The organism is Clostridium putrefaciens, assembly GCF_900461105.1.
Lineage (GTDB): Bacteria > Bacillota > Clostridia > Clostridiales > Clostridiaceae > Clostridium_L > Clostridium_L putrefaciens.
On the sequence record NZ_UFWZ01000001.1, the window covers coordinates 496,081 to 511,324 of the forward strand.

Sequence of the window (15,244 nt, forward strand, 5' to 3'; positions counted from 1 at the left end):
TGATTATATTAAGTTTAAAGTATTATGATTGTATTTGGAAGGTATAGTAGTCTGAAGATAATGTGAATAAGTGTATTATTATAGATATTATAATAAATTTGTGTATAATTATAGGTAGGATATAAGTTTATTTATGTATTATAAAAGTGGTATGTTGATAGACTAAATTTATTATTATTTGGAGGAGTTATGAATAAAAATAAGGTAGCTAAATCAGCTAGTATAGTGATAATTATTACGGTTTTAAGTAAGCTTTTAGGATTTTTTAGGGATACTCTAATAGCAGGAACCTTTGGTACTACTTATCAAACTGATGCTTATAATATGGCGATTACCATACCGAGTATTATGTTTGGTATATTTGGACTTGCTATAACTACTACATTTATACCTATATTAAATGAGACTTTTAATTCTAAGGGTAAGGAAGAGATGTTTAACTTTGCTAATAATATAATGAATATACTTTTAGGATTATCTCTTGTATTATGTTTTATTTCTTGGTTTTTCGCACCACAAATTGTGAGAATTATAGCTCCGAAATTCACTGGTGAAATTTATGAATTAACGGTTAAACTTACGAGACTAAGTTCTATTAATATATTATTTATGTCTATGAATAGTGGTTATATAGCTGTACTTCAGACTTTAGATGACTTTATAGCACCAGCTTTAATAGGGTTTATGATTAATATTCCTATAATAATATATATATTAATCGGTAGCCCTTCTGTTGATGGACTTATGGTTGCTACTGGAATAGGGTATGTTTTGCAGGTTCTTATACAAATTCCGTGGCTTATTAAGCATAATTATAAATATGAGCCTTTTATTGATTTTAAAGATCAAAGGATAAAAAGTATGCTTGGGCTTATAATTCCTATACTTATAGGGGCTAGTGTAAACCAAATTAATTCTTTGGTGGATAAAACTATAGGGTCAGGTCTTCCTCACGGGAGTATTTCTGCGCTTAATTTTTCACAAAAGATAAATGCACTTATGTATTCTATTTTTGGAATTGCTATAGTTACTGTAATGTACCCTAGATTTGCAAATGAGGCTAATGAAGATAATTTGAAAAGGTTTAAGATGTACATAAGTAAGTCTATTAATAATATCAATTTAATAATGATACCAGCAACTGTTGGGATTATTGTATTGAGTACTCCTTTGGTGAAGTTTATATTTCAAAGGGGGGCTTTTGATGAAAGCTCTGTACAGATGACGTCTATTTCTCTTACTTTTTATTCTCTAGGAGTTATATTTTATGGTATGAGGGATATACTAAATAGAGCCTTTTATTCTCTGAAGGATACGAAAATCCCTATGATCAATGGTGCAATTGGAATGATTATAAATATAGTATTAAATTTGATTTTGGTTAGGTTTATGGGTATAGGTGGACTAGCTCTTTCAACTTCTGTATCAGCCTTTGCTTGTGCTATGTTATTAATGTTTAGCTTAAGGAGGAAGATAGGAAGTTTTAACGGTAAGAGGATACTTTCAAGTACTATTAAGATAACTATTTCATCCCTTGTTATGGGTGGAGTTTGTAGTTTATCTTATAAGCTTTTATCATTAAAACTTGGGGAGATATCTTCATTGTTTATTACTATAATAATTAGTGTTATAATATACATTATTATGCTTATATTTTTAAGGGTAAAGGAATTCTTCGATGCGCTAAGAATGCTTAAAAAAAGGCTAAGTGTTAAGGAAGAAGGTAATGCAGTTATTGCATCTTAAGGGTATAGTATAAATAATTTTTAAATAAAGATAGGGTGGTGGTTATATGTCTATACTAATTACTGGAGGGGCAGGATATATTGGAAGTCATACCTCTGTGGAGTTATTAAAAGCAGGTTATGACATTGTAATAGCTGATAACTTTTCTAATAGTAAGCCTGAGGTTTTAAATCGTATTGAGGAATTGACAGGAAAGAAGTTTAAATTTTATGAGATTGATATTTTAGATAGGGATTCTTTAAATAAGGTGTTCTTAGAGAATAGTATTGAGGCTGTTATACATTTTGCAGGGCTTAAGTCTGTGGGTGAATCTGTAGCAATGCCTATAAGCTATTATTATAACAATATTACAGGGAGCCTCATTCTTGCTGAAGTTATGGCAAAACATGATGTAAAGAAAATAGTGTTTAGTTCCTCGGCAACGGTATATGGTATGAATAATGTTTCACCATTAACTGAGGATTTACCTCTTAGCACAACTAATCCTTATGGAAGCACTAAGCTTATGATTGAACAAATATTTCAAGATATATATGTGTCTGATAAGGACTGGAGCATTGCTCTTCTTAGATATTTCAATCCTATAGGTGCACATGAAAGTGGCAGAATTGGAGAGGATCCAAAGGGAACACCTAATAATATAATGCCATATATTACTCAAGTGGCTGTGGGTAAAAGAGACAAGTTAAGCATTTTTGGCGATGACTACGATACTCATGATGGCACAGGGGTAAGGGATTATATCCATGTAGTAGATCTTGCAAAGGGACATTTAAAGGCAGTAGAAAAGATTATGGGAACTAAAGGTATAGATGCTTATAATCTTGGTACAGGCATAGGATATAGTGTTTTAGACCTAGTAAAGAACTTTGAAGAAGCTACAGGCGTTAAAGTACCCTACGTTATAACAAAAAATAGACCAGGAGATATTGCTACCTGCTTTTCAGATCCTACAAAAGCACTTAAAGAGCTAGGATGGAAGACAGAAAAGACACTTAAAGATATGTGCAAGGACTCCTGGAGATGGCAATCAAATAACAAAGCAGGTTATTAAAACCCCATAGGACATAAAATTTAAGGGTAGGGTGTGAAGGTTATGGGAAAATCTAAAAGAACATTTAATAATAAATCTAAAAAGACTAAGATAATATTGGGTACATTTGCTATGCTTTTTATTGTGATCTTTATTCTTTATAAGAATACTAATAAGATGCAGTATAAAGATATTAAGCTTCCAGATAGTGAGCTTGGAATAAATGAAGAGATGGTTACTAAAGAAGATGAGAGAAATATAACTAATATACTTTTGCTTGGTGTAGATAATGAGGAAGATGCTTCTGATTCAATTATGGTTCTTTCTATTAATAAGGATAAGAGTAGTTTAAAGTTAACATCTATTATGAGGGATAGTTACATATTCTTTGGTGATGATAAGGTAAATAAGTTGAATTATGCTTATCATTACGGTGGGCCAGAACTTTCTGTAAAGACAATAAACGAAAATTATGATTTAGATATAAGGGATTATGTAAAGGTTGATTTTAATGGACTTGATAATATCATAGATGGTTTAGGTGGAATTGAAATGGATATAACATCTGAAGAGCTACCCATTATAAACGGGCTTAAAAAGGGTGGTAAACAAACTCTTAATGGAGCCCAAGCTGTGATTTATTCTAGGATTAGAAAAGTAGGTAACAATGATTATGGAAGAACAGATAGGCAAAGAAAGGTCATGCAAGAGATTCTTAGAAAGTTAAACTCTGTTCCGGTAACTCAGTATCGTAAGTTAATATCTAGTCTTAGTGAATATGTTGAAACTAGTATTAGTACTACAGAACTTGTAGGTATGGCTTCAAAGTCATCAGGTTTTAAGAATAGTAGAATGGAAGAGCTTAGAATTCCTCTAGATGGAACTCATAAGGATGAATATATAAACAATTTATTTTATCTTAAGTGGAATAAGGAGAAAAATGTTCAAGGAATTCATGATTTTATTTACGGTGAGTAGATAATTATATAAGTATGTGGAAGCTGTTAGAGTTAATTGTTAGCACCTAAGATGTTAACCCATTAAAAGGGGATATCTTAGGTGCTTCCTTTATTTAGTTTTGTCATTTCTTGTTTATAGTTCTTTTATAGAAATATTTGCATACTCTTCTAGTTCTTCTGGTGTAATGTTTGATAGGGCATCGTGTAGGTAAAGTTTGAAGGTTCTATTGCCGTCCAATTCTTTTAATCTTTTTTCAGCCATTTCTCCTGAGATTCCCATGATTAGGATTCCAAGAACGGTACTTAAGAAATAGTCATCAGTATGGCCACTAAAGGTTGTTATTAATGCCCCTGTGCTAGATCCTGTACCAACTACCCTTTGAAGTCTTGGTGTACCGTTTTTAATCTTCACTAGGGTTTTACCGTCGGTTATTATGTCTTCTTTCCCTGTCATTGATACTATCATGTTTCTATCCTTTGCAAGTTTTACGCAACACTCTTCACCGTCTGATTCATCTTCAAAGGAGTCTATTCCTTTAGCTTTGGCTTCGTATCCTAGAATAGTTTTGATTTCACCTAAATTTCCTTTTAATATAGAAATTTGTACCTCATCTAACACTCTTTTTATAGCTTCACCTCTAAAGGGGCTTGCTGATATTGCAGCTGGGTCTAGCATAACAGGAACATTAAATTTATTAGCTGACCTACCTATGTTAACCATAATATCTAGATACTCACGAGTTATAGTACCAAAATTAAGCATCACAGCATTTACTCCTGCGTGAGGAATTATGTTATGTGACTCTACAATGTCATCTGTAAGCACAGGTGAACCACCAGCATAAACGCAGCAGTCTACAAGGTCTAGTGCTGTAACATAGTTTGTCATAAATGTTATTAGAGGCTTATCCCCTGTATATTTTTTGTTTAATAAGCTTTTTAAACTCTTTATGAGTTCCAAAATATCACCTCAATTATAGCTTAGGTAAATTTATTTTCATTATTACCTAAGCTAATTATTTAAATAGATTTGTTTTAGGATTTTATTTATAAGTTATATTATGGCATTTATTTGTTCTAGAATTTGTTAATGGTTTATATTAGATCTATTTAACAATTTGCATATTAGCCTTAGATTTTATTTTATCTTCATTTTCCACTATAGTAGACAATGTGTCTATTAAATTAACTTTAAACTTATAATGTCCTTCATCTTCTTTTGTAATTTCACTTGCAAGCTCGCCAGCCACGCCCATAAGCATTATAGCTGTGGATGCTGCTAATACGTAATCATCAGTAACTCCACAATAGGTAGCAACCATAGCACCTAGAATGCAACCAGTACCAATAACTTTTGGAAGCCTGTCTGTACCATTTTCAATAACAATTATTCTTTCACCATCAGTGATTATGTCTTTTGGCCCAGTCATTGCTACTACTAGGTTTCTTTCTTTTGCAAGCTTTATACAGAATTCCTCAGCGCCTTCAGGATTTTCATTAGAATCTACACCTTTAGAATTTGTCTTAAGACCAAGGCAGGCTTTAATTTCACCAAGGTTTCCCTTTATTACGGAAACATTAAGCTCATCCAGCATTCTTTGGATAATCATAGTTCTAAAAGGTGTAATGCTAGTTGCTACAGGATCTATTACTATAGGAATGCCTCTTTCGGTAGCTTTTTTACCAGCTTCCATCATAGAATGATACTGCTTTTCTGTTATAGTTCCTATATTAAATATTAATGCGTCTACGTTGCCGTATTCTACAACATCCGCAGCATCTATAGAATCATCTGTCATTACAGGACTTCCTCCTATGTAGGATGTTACACTAGTAGCATCATTTGCAGTAACATAGTTTACAGCAAAATCTACAAGCGGGTTCTTCTCCATTGTAAGTCTAATTAGGTCTATTGATTTATCTATATAGTTCATATAAAAATTCTCCTTTATTTGATGCATATAATATTTTTCACATCACTATTGATAATGATAATGAATATCAAGGGGTTTGTCAATAAGGAGATTATTAAAGAAGGGTTATTGATTAAAAGTAAAAAGGTGCCAACCTCTAAGAGATTGGCACTGACACTTATAAATATGGCTAAGTGAAATTAAATAATTTAAGTAAATACAAAGCCTTTGCTGACGCTGTTATTAACCATTTTACAATGTAATTATACTATAGATATGGTATATAGAGTATTATTATAAATTAAATTACTCGTCTTATTCTACTTACTTTGTACCAAGGTACGTCCACGATTCTAAGAAAATTTCTTGAGTTTGGTGACTCTATCCATTTTCCATCGCCTATGTACATACCTACATGGTTAAGGTCGCTGAAAAATAGTAGATCACCAGGTTTCACGTTGGCTTTAGATACTTCTACTCCATTATTTATTTGGTCCCAGGTAGTTCTTCCAATATTTACACCAGCTTGTCTAAATCCCCATTGCATAAGGCTTGAACAGTCAAATGATCTATATCCAGAATTTATATATTTAATTGGTATGTTGTACATACCCCTTTTAGCCTGATTTGGGAAACGTAGTATAAGTGAATTTAGTGTATCTGTTGTTAAAAACTCTCCAGAACCTCCCCATATATAAGGGCTGCCAAGCTGTGATGCCATTGCACTAATGACAATATTATATATATTTTCATAATCCACAGGATCTTTTGAGTTTGAATCATACGCCATTTTAACGTAGTCTTTACCAACGTATCCAGTCTTACCATCATAGATAATCTTATACCATTGTCCTGAAGTTCCTATAATATTGCAAGTTTTTCCGGGTAATATATAAGCTATAACTTGACTATCATCTGAAGTACTTGGTTTACTTCTAAGTCTTAAATTAGTACTAACATTATGGATGATACCAACGCCAATATCTTTTAATACTTCATCAGGTATTGATGGAGTAGGAGGTGTTGGCGGATTAATATCAGGAACTTCACTTCCTAAGACATTAGTATAATCTTTGTGGATATAACCAACCTTATTATCACATTCAATAAAGTACCAATCCCCAGATTTGCCATTTATATTAAATCTTTGATCTGATATTAAGTAAGAAATTACAGAGGAATTAGTATTAGGCTCTTTCCTCATCCTTAAATTAGTTATTACATTAATAACTGAACCTTTAGATGGCTTGTCTCCACTTGGAACCTCTATAGGTGGATTTGTTGTATTATCTCCAAGTTCTTTTACATAATCCTTATGGACATATCCAACCTTGCCATTAGATTCTATGAGATACCAGTGGCTAATCTTATCCTTTATGTTAAACTTTTGTCCGTTATTTAAGGAACCAATAACGGAACCTGAAGTACTAGCAGAGGATCTTATTCTTAAATTAGAATTTACGTTAACAACGACACCACTTGAATATGCTGTGTCATTAGGAGTTTTAGTTGGATTTTCTACTGGTTTTGTAGGGGGATTAGAATTAAGTTCTTTTACATAATCCTTATGGATATAACCAGACTTTCCACCGACATCCACGCTATACCAATCGCCAACTTTACCTTTTATGTTAAATTGTTGTCTATTTATTAGTTGACCAACTACGGAATAATTCATTCCAGCAGACTCTCTAATATTTAGATTAGTATTTACATTGATAACTTCACCTTTAGAAGAGGTCGTGTTTTTAGCAACATCTGTAGGTGGTTTTGAAGGAACATCATTATTAATTTCTTTTACATAATCTTTATGGATATAGCCAGTCTTACCATTAACTTCTATAAGGTACCATTGTCCAGACTTTTCTTTTATGTTAAATCTATCACCACTTCTTAAATAACCAACAATAGGAGAAGATGTACTAGAAGATGATCTTATTCTTAAATTAGTACTTACATTAATAACTTCACCCTTAAAAGAACTTCCTATATTGGACTTTTTAACTGATGTTGTAGAGGTATCGTCATAAAGTTCTTTTACAAAGTCCTTGTGTACATAACCTATAATGCCATCAAAATCTATGTTATACCAATGTCCAGTTTTACCTTTTATGTTAAATTGTTGACCTTTTACTAAGTGGCCTAATGTGGAGGAATTAGTTCCAGCCGATTCTCTAATGTTTAAATTAGTACTTACATTAATAACTTCACCTTTAGAGGCCTTAATTTCAACAGAACTTTTAACATTTGATGTGTTATTCTGATCTTCAATAGCGTAAACAGGGTTGTCTGTAAAATTAATACTACTAACAATGCTAGCAGAAATAATAAACATTGATATTTTCTTTTTATTCATATTTAATTTAACCTCCGATTATTTAAATTATTAAGATATTTAGTAATAAATAGATACTTTATAGTTTAATTTAATTATACATCATAATGTTAAAAGTTTTAATGGATAAATGAAAATAGTTCCAATTGCAGAAGGGAAAGTTGTGATTTAAGAGCTTCAAAGAAAGACGGATAAATAGAAATTAAAGTGGGAAAACTAATTTAAGGAGATAAAACTAAGTTAAACAAACAGAATTTAAAATGAAAGAACTAATGGGTAAAATAAGACTCAAAAGGAGGCGATTTTATGGGGAAGAAATCTAAGATTATAGCCTTAAGCATTTTAATTATTGGACTATTAGTATTAGCTTATAATAATTCAATTCATAATGAAGGTGGAGTGGAGAAAAGTATAGAAAAGGATGTGGATGCTGAGAAGGATAAGATTAAATCAAAAAAGGACACCCCCGCAGAGGATAATAGTAATGAAAGTAATTTAGAGGAAGAATCAAAAGAAAACTTAAAAGAAAAATCAGAGAAAAAACTATGGAAAGAAACATGGAACAAATCAGAGAAAGAATCATGGAAAATGGATAAGAGCGAGGCTAAAAGCCAGTGTAATGTTTATAAAACTTGTATTGAGGGCTGCGAAAATACTCCTTTAAATGAAGAATCTAAAGGTAAAGGTGTACAGATAGAATCTAAAGAATTAAATTACTCTAATGATAAGGTAGAAGTAAATATTAAATTTCCTAAGATCCAATGGAAAGGAGAGCCAAAAGATAAGTCACAAATTGAGGCACCTATAATAAAAGAAGATATAGCTCTTAAGATTAATAAAGAAATTGAAGATTATACTATGGCATTTAAAAATAACATAGAAAAGGGAGCAGCAAAGTATAAAGAAAAATGTGATAATAGTGGTAATAAGTTTAATGTACAAGTAGCGAAAAGTGATTATAAGGTAACATACAATAGTGACAATATATTAAGTATATTAATTGAATATTATGAGTACACCGGGGGTGCTCATGGCATGACATACAAAATTAATTTTAACTATTATATAGATACAGGAGATAAAATAAATCTTTCATCCTTATTTAAAGAAGGCTTTAATTATAAAGAGAAGATTGATGAGTCAATTAAAGAGTCTATGTCCAAACACCCTGAAATTTACTTTGAAGATAAGTTCCAAGGTATAAATGATGACACAAGTTTTTACATTACTAAAGAAGGAGTAGTGATATACTTCCCGCTTTATGAAATAGCCCCATACTCCACAGGAATACCAGAGTTTACACTGTCTCTATAAAAATGTGAAAGCACCTCAGAGTTGTAGCTAATTTGTGGCATAGACTCTGAGGTGCTTTCACATTTTATGGCTTATAGTGACACGTAATTCAAATTACAAAGGTATAATACTATATTTTGATTAAATAATACTCTATAGGAAACAATATAAATAGAGATTAATAGATCTTTTTAATTTGGCTTGTCCTGGGGCAAATTCAGATATTATAGACTTGTGTTTATTTTAAGAGAATAAAATGTCGAAATTAGAGTAATAAGGAAGATTAATAGTATAATTACATGGGTGTTATTTCAAATTAAGTTAATTAAACAATGAGTATAGTAATATATGAGTAAAATCAGTAAAGAACAAATTAAAAGTAATAAATTGAATTAAGTCTTTAATTATGCTAAAACTAATGTTAATATATACATAGAATATTACTTTAAAGATGATAGCTTTGAGAAAGAGGGAGAAATTTGGAGATTAATACAGACATAAAAGATTTAAGAGATCTTACACTTATAAGATTTATAGTGAAAAAGGATTGTGGTACATATTTTAAGGCAAGAGGATATAGCGGAGAAAAATACATAATTATTAAGAATGATGCTTCTAAGCATTTAAAAGAAGCTAGTGATGCATCCTACCATGTTATAAAGGAAGAAAAGGGAGTATTAATAAAAAGGCAGGTGTGCTACCCAATAAGCTCAGCGGAATTTGAAGACTTATTTTATAAGTTTAACCCAGAAGGGCCTAAATCTATGAAAGAGCTAAATGGTTTTGAAGAGTTTCAAAGCAATTAATTAGTTTGCATGTTAAGAATGAATTTATTTATGAGTACCATTCTTATAATGGAAACTTTAACAGTAGCGATTCGATATATTAATATAGAGGAATGATTCTAATAGTAGAATATTAGTTATGATTAATAAATACATAAACATATAAACAAATACAATAACCACAAGAAATATAAGAGATACAAGAGAATAAATAACTAGGAAGATAAAGCTTAAAGCCAAAGGGTGGTATCTAGGCTTTATTTATTACGTGTTTAAATCACAAATACAAAAAAATGGATACGCCTAAGAGGTGTATCCATTTCTTCGTATAGGTCTAATCTGCGAATATAGTGGACTTTGAAGTCTTGTTATTTAAAAGTATAAATGATGTTATAAACATCACTATAGTGGGTACTACCCATACAAATCCACTATCATATAGGGGAAGTTTAGTTAATAGGTTAATAGTTTTAATGTTGTAGCTGTTTATATATTTCACATTAGAAAGGGTGCTTAATATACTAAATAAAAGTGAAGTGTATACAGTTATTTTAAATACATTGTTATTTTTAATCGTATCTTTAATAAGTGTAAGTAGTATTAAAGTTATAGCTATAGGATAAAGTATATTAAGTATAGGACCTGCAAATTTTACTATTTGTTCTACTCCAGAGGAGCCTATTACTACTCCTATGATGCTCATGAATATAGCATTAAACTTATAAGATAATCTTCCATTGGTTAAACCTTCAAAAAAGGATGAACCGGAAGAAATTAGACCGACAGAAGTTGTGAAACATGCAACTCCAATTGTGATACCTATTAATATACTTCCTATAGAGCCTAGATTACGCTGTGATATTTCTAGGAGCAGAAAGGTTTTTGATACATCAGAATCAAATACACTGCTAGTTTGTGCACCAAGATGCATTAAACCTGAGTAAACAACTGCTAGTCCTATTATTGCTATGGCTCCAGATTTTAATGTCATACCCATGACTTTGTCTTCACAGTAGCCTTTAGCTAAAATAGATTTGAATACTATAGAAGAAAAGACCAATGCAGCTAAAGCGTCCATAGTTTGATAACCTTCTTTAAGCCCTGAAGCAATAGGGAGAGTTTTACCTGTATTTATAATAGGAGATGTAGGAAACAGTATACCTTTGACTATCAATATAGACAGGGTTATTAGCAGTATAGGAGTTAGATATTTACCTATAAGGTCCATAATTTGCGATGGATTTAGTACAAATACTAAATTTAAAACAAAGTAAAATATTACAAATGCAAGAGCTGGCACACCTGGAAATACAGGAGATATAGCAAGCTCATAAGTTGTAGCTGCGGTTCTTGGTATTGCAAGCAAAGGTCCAATGGTTAAAAATAAGGATATAGAAAATATCTTAGTGAAAATTGGTCCTACAGGTAGTCCTATATTTTCAAAATCACCATTAACCTTAGTACAAGCAATAATTCCTAGAAGTGGTAGTCCTACTCCTGTAAGTATAAAACCTATAGCGGAGAAGACGTAGCTTGTTCCAAATATGTTTCCAAGATAGGGTGGGAATATAAGGTTGCCTGCACCAAAAAACATTGCAAATAGTGCAAAACCTATTATTATTATATCTTTTGTGGATTTTTTCATTAGAGCACCTCAATTCATAAAATTTATATTATGTATTAGTGGATATTAGGCTTTAGTTAATAATCCACTTTACTTAAAATTATTCTACTTTAAGAAGATTCACATAACTTTAAAAATAAAGTTAAATCTATGGTATCATCTATATTAATAAAATTCAATAAAAATTCAAAAAAAACTAATAAAAAGAACTGATAATTTATATAAATATCATCAAATACTTGTATAGGAATTGTTAATATGGCAATAATCTTATGTATAAATAGAAGAAAATGTTTACAAAAATAAAGGTGAAATATGGAGGTAAATATGAATAAGATTTTATTAGTTGGAAGGCTCGTAAAGGATCCTGAAATTAAAGTTTTACAAGCAGGAGAGAGGAAGGTTGCAAAGTTTATTTTAGCTGTTAATAGAAATTATAAAAATTCAGATGGAGAAAATAAGGCGGATTTTGTTCCTGTTTCTGTATGGGGAAAAAGAGCAGAAATTATAATGAAGTACCTTCAAAAAGGTAGTTTTGTAAGTATCAGTGGAAGACTTAATACAGGAAGTTATGAAGATAAAGAAGGAAATAAAAGATATACCTATGAAGTTGTAGCAGAAGATTTCCATTTCGTAGACAATAGGAAGAAAGATGAAGTGGCACAGTAAATATAATAAATTCTATCTTTTAATTTTAAATATAAAAAAAGAAATTGGAACTAGTAAAGTGATAAAAGAATAAAAAGGTAAAAGAATAAAAGAATAAAAAAGTAGAAGAATAAAAGAATAAAGTAAAATAAAAAAAGATAGCCCTGAAATTACAGGGACTATCTTTTTAAAATATCTAAAGAAGATTATTTTTAATTACTTCTTCTAAGTCATAACCATTTTTTATACCATCTATGATTTTAGCGGATTTTGATAAGTTTCCAATTAGAACACCACCAACTAATATGTTTTCTCTAAAGAATAACTTTTTATAGATTCCTTTATCTAAATCTTTAAAAGCTAGCTGTTCTAATGAACTATCATCAAGATTTATTGATCCAGCAGAGAATATTTTAGCATTTAAAGCATTAAATATAACAGAAGATACAAAGCTATTAAATGCTACATCATCTCCAGCGGCATTAGCACCAGCAACTTTACCCATTTCAATTGCTGCAGGCCAGTTGCCAAATATGGTGCCTTTTAATTCTGCAATATCTCCAGCAGCATAGATATCCTTTATATTTGTTTCCATCTTATCATTAACTCTAACACCCTTATCAGATGCTAATCCTGCCTTCTCTGCTAGGTGCTTTTTAGGTCTTATTCCTACAGAAAATAAAATCATATCAGTTTCTAAGATTATCCCACTTTTTAATCTTAAGCCTACAATTTTAGGCTTTTTAACAAAGTCATGATTTGAAGTTGGGATCATGCACATATCTGCAATTATTTCTTCAACTGAGTCACCTAATAACAGGTTAATTCCAGATTTATCTGCTATTTTCTTAAAGATATCAGCACCTTCGTTATCTAATTGCCTTGGAAGGAGTCTTGTGCTAAATTCTACAACAGTTACATCTAAGCCCTTTTGTTTTAGATTCCAAGCAGCTTCAAGACCTAGAAGTCCCCCACCGATTATTACAGCTTTTTCAGATTTTTCTATATAAGATTTAACGTTTATAGCATCATCTAATTCTTTTAGTGTAAAGAGGCCATCTACTTCTTTGTAATTTTCAAAAGTTAGAACTAAATTTCCAATTTTACTTTTAAATTCATCGCAAGCAACTTTTATAGGCGGTATAAAGTTATAACTACCATTTGCTAGTATTAACTTATCATATTCTAAAGTCGTGCCATTATTTAAAAGTATTTTCTTACTATCAGGTATTATTTCGTTTACATATACTCCAAGAGTTTGTTTTATATTATTATCTTCATACCAATTGCTTTTTGCGATATAAAAGCTTTTATCATCAATAGTAGTTGTTATATAATCTGAAAGTTGAGGTCTAAAGTAAGACATAGACTTTTCTTTAGATACTATCTCTATAGAACATTTTGGATTTCTTTCTCGTATAGCCTTTGCAGCATAAAATCCAGAAGCTCCATTTCCGATTATAACAAACCTTTCTCTAGTTTCCTTTTTGAATTTAGGAGTTGAAGAAATTACTTCTACAAATTGATCCTTAGAAGCCCCACATACAGGACATATCTCAGGAGGGAAGTCACCTTCAAATATTTCTCCACAAATAACACATTTCCAAAGTCTTGTTTTCTTTTTTACAGCAGGAGTAGTGGAAACCTTTCCTTTTTCTAATAACTTTTCTGCAAAAGCTTCACCAAAATTAAATGCTTTTGTAAGTTCATCTTCTGAAGGTTTAAAGTTTACCTTAAGTCCTGGGGTAAGAATATTCATTCTTAATTCCTTAAGTCTTCTTTCTATGTTAGGTACAGCTTCTCCACTCCAACCATAAGATCCAAAAGCAGCTGCAACTTTTCCACCATGAACTAGGGGATTTAGCTTTGTTAGTACATCACGTATAGGCTCAAGAAGTTCACTATTAATAGTAGGTGAGCCAAAAAGTACACCCTCCGAGCTAGTTATATCCTTTATAATGTCATCCATGTTACTTTGGATTACATCATAAGACTTTATCTCAAAATTACCCTTAGATTTTATACCCTCTGCTATTTTATCACCCATGGATTTAGTATAACCATAAGCGGATACATAAGATATAGTTACCTTTGGTACTTCAGCCTTAGGCTTTGGTGTGCTCCACTCTTTATAAAGTTCAACTATTTTATTAGGATTTTCTCTTAAGATAGGGCCGTGACCTGTACAAATTGTATCGATATCTAATTTTTCTATTTTGTCTATAGCTTTAAGCACATAAGGCTTAAATGGTCCCATTATACAGTCGAAGTAATATTTTAATGATTCCATATAATGTTCTTGGTTTTCAATTAAATCATTAAAAACATTTTCACTGCAATAATGTGTTCCAAAGGAGTCACAAGTGAATAATATTTTATCTTCAGGTACGAAGGTGTAGATTGTATCTGGCCAATGTAAAAATGGTGCAGATACAAATTGTAGTGTTTTATTTCCAAGAGATAATGTTGACCCATCCTCTACCACTATGGATTCAAAAGGTACGTTAGCTATTTTTTTCATGAACTTTATGGCTGCCGCAGAACCTACTATTTTGGCATTGGGAGAAAGTTCAAGAATTTTTGCAACGGAACCTGCATGATCTGGTTCAGTATGATCTACTATTATGTAGTCTATTTTATGAATGTCTATGTCTAGGGACTTTAATCTGTCTAAGTATTGATCAAAAAACTCAAGCTTTACAGTCTCAAGTAAGGCAACCTTTTCATTTCCACGTATTACATATGAATTATATGTTGTTCCATAGGGTGTGTACATTATTATGTCGAAAACTCTAAGTGATGGATCTAATGCTCCAACCCAATAAATATCTTTTTTAATTTCTAAAGATCTCATATTCATCATTCCTTTCAATAATGCTATAAAAGTATGTATTAATTATATCATCTA

The 15,244-nt window shown here is 31.2% G+C and carries 11 protein-coding genes; 6 read left to right on the forward strand and 5 right to left on the reverse strand.

All coding sequences use genetic code 11. The features are described from left to right. Nucleotides 1-189: 189 nt before the first annotated feature. Genes murJ through DY168_RS02280 form a run of 3 tightly spaced genes read left to right on the forward strand, consistent with a single transcriptional unit; the run spans nucleotide 190 to nucleotide 3,757 of the window. Nucleotides 190-1,746: a murein biosynthesis integral membrane protein MurJ gene (murJ, locus tag DY168_RS02270; RefSeq protein ID WP_115640285.1), complete on the forward strand. Its 1,557-nt coding sequence runs from the start codon at nucleotides 190-192 to the stop codon at nucleotides 1,744-1,746. 46 nt (nucleotides 1,747-1,792) lie between these two features. Then, a complete protein-coding gene (galE, locus tag DY168_RS02275) occupies nucleotides 1,793-2,800 on the forward strand; it encodes a UDP-glucose 4-epimerase GalE (RefSeq protein WP_115640286.1) in 1,008 nt (335 codons plus the stop codon). 42 nt (nucleotides 2,801-2,842) lie between these two features. Beyond that, complete coding sequence (locus tag DY168_RS02280) at nucleotides 2,843-3,757, forward strand: LCP family protein (protein WP_115640287.1); 915 nt, start codon at nucleotides 2,843-2,845, stop codon at nucleotides 3,755-3,757. A gap of 114 nt (nucleotides 3,758-3,871) precedes the next feature. On the opposite strand, the gene thiM (DY168_RS02285) is transcribed toward DY168_RS02280, so the two are convergent. The 3 genes from thiM (DY168_RS02285) to DY168_RS02295 all read right to left on the reverse strand — a co-directional run bounded on the left by thiM (DY168_RS02285) (nucleotide 3,872) and on the right by DY168_RS02295 (nucleotide 8,007). Then, on the reverse strand, nucleotides 3,872-4,699 hold the full coding sequence (gene thiM, locus DY168_RS02285; protein WP_115640288.1) for a hydroxyethylthiazole kinase: 828 nt from the start codon (nucleotides 4,697-4,699) through the stop codon (nucleotides 3,872-3,874). Between the two features lie 145 nt (nucleotides 4,700-4,844). Beyond that, nucleotides 4,845-5,672 carry a hydroxyethylthiazole kinase gene (gene thiM / locus DY168_RS02290; RefSeq protein WP_172556242.1) on the reverse strand — a complete coding sequence of 276 codons (828 nt, stop codon included), beginning with the start codon at nucleotides 5,670-5,672 and terminating at the stop codon, nucleotides 4,845-4,847. A 280-nt stretch (nucleotides 5,673-5,952) separates the two neighbouring features. After that, the gene (locus DY168_RS02295) at nucleotides 5,953-8,007 is read right to left on the reverse strand and encodes a C40 family peptidase (RefSeq protein WP_115640290.1); all 2,055 of its coding nucleotides are present in this window, start codon (nucleotides 8,005-8,007) and stop codon (nucleotides 5,953-5,955) included. Nucleotides 8,008-8,292: 285 nt separating this feature from the next. Between DY168_RS02295 and DY168_RS02300 the strand changes: the two genes are divergently transcribed. Continuing rightward, a complete protein-coding gene (locus DY168_RS02300) occupies nucleotides 8,293-9,300 on the forward strand; it encodes a DUF3298 and DUF4163 domain-containing protein (protein WP_115640291.1) in 1,008 nt (335 codons plus the stop codon). Between the two features lie 458 nt (nucleotides 9,301-9,758). Further along, complete coding sequence (locus tag DY168_RS02305; protein ID WP_115640292.1) at nucleotides 9,759-10,085, forward strand: hypothetical protein; 327 nt, start codon at nucleotides 9,759-9,761, stop codon at nucleotides 10,083-10,085. Nucleotides 10,086-10,398: 313 nt separating this feature from the next. Here DY168_RS02305 and brnQ read toward each other — a convergent pair whose 3' ends face one another. Continuing rightward, the gene (gene brnQ, locus DY168_RS02310) at nucleotides 10,399-11,709 is read right to left on the reverse strand and encodes a branched-chain amino acid transport system II carrier protein (protein WP_115640293.1); all 1,311 of its coding nucleotides are present in this window, start codon (nucleotides 11,707-11,709) and stop codon (nucleotides 10,399-10,401) included. A gap of 306 nt (nucleotides 11,710-12,015) precedes the next feature. Between brnQ and DY168_RS02315 the strand changes: the two genes are divergently transcribed. Beyond that, nucleotides 12,016-12,357 (forward strand): single-stranded DNA-binding protein, encoded by a 342-nt coding sequence (locus tag DY168_RS02315; protein WP_115640294.1) that lies wholly within the window; start codon nucleotides 12,016-12,018, stop codon nucleotides 12,355-12,357. Between the two features lie 175 nt (nucleotides 12,358-12,532). On the opposite strand, the gene DY168_RS02320 is transcribed toward DY168_RS02315, so the two are convergent. Beyond that, nucleotides 12,533-15,190 (reverse strand): FAD-dependent oxidoreductase, encoded by a 2,658-nt coding sequence (locus DY168_RS02320; protein ID WP_115640295.1) that lies wholly within the window; start codon nucleotides 15,188-15,190, stop codon nucleotides 12,533-12,535. Nucleotides 15,191-15,244 lie beyond the last annotated feature (54 nt).

Excerpts from the sequence above, each read along its gene's own strand:
- murJ (WP_115640285.1), top strand. The coding sequence starts at position 190 with ATGAATAAAAATAAGGTAGCTAAATCAGCTAGTATAGTGATAATTATT.
- galE (WP_115640286.1), top strand. The coding sequence starts at position 1,793 with ATGTCTATACTAATTACTGGAGGGGCAGGATATATTGGAAGTCATACC.
- DY168_RS02280 (WP_115640287.1), top strand. The coding sequence starts at position 2,843 with ATGGGAAAATCTAAAAGAACATTTAATAATAAATCTAAAAAGACTAAG.
- thiM (WP_172556242.1), bottom strand. The coding sequence starts at position 5,672 with ATGAACTATATAGATAAATCAATAGACCTAATTAGACTTACAATGGAG.
- DY168_RS02295 (WP_115640290.1), bottom strand. The coding sequence starts at position 8,007 with ATGAATAAAAAGAAAATATCAATGTTTATTATTTCTGCTAGCATTGTT.
- DY168_RS02300 (WP_115640291.1), top strand. The coding sequence starts at position 8,293 with ATGGGGAAGAAATCTAAGATTATAGCCTTAAGCATTTTAATTATTGGA.
- brnQ (WP_115640293.1), bottom strand. The coding sequence starts at position 11,709 with ATGAAAAAATCCACAAAAGATATAATAATAATAGGTTTTGCACTATTT.
- DY168_RS02315 (WP_115640294.1), top strand. The coding sequence starts at position 12,016 with ATGAATAAGATTTTATTAGTTGGAAGGCTCGTAAAGGATCCTGAAATT.
- DY168_RS02320 (WP_115640295.1), bottom strand. The coding sequence starts at position 15,190 with ATGAGATCTTTAGAAATTAAAAAAGATATTTATTGGGTTGGAGCATTA.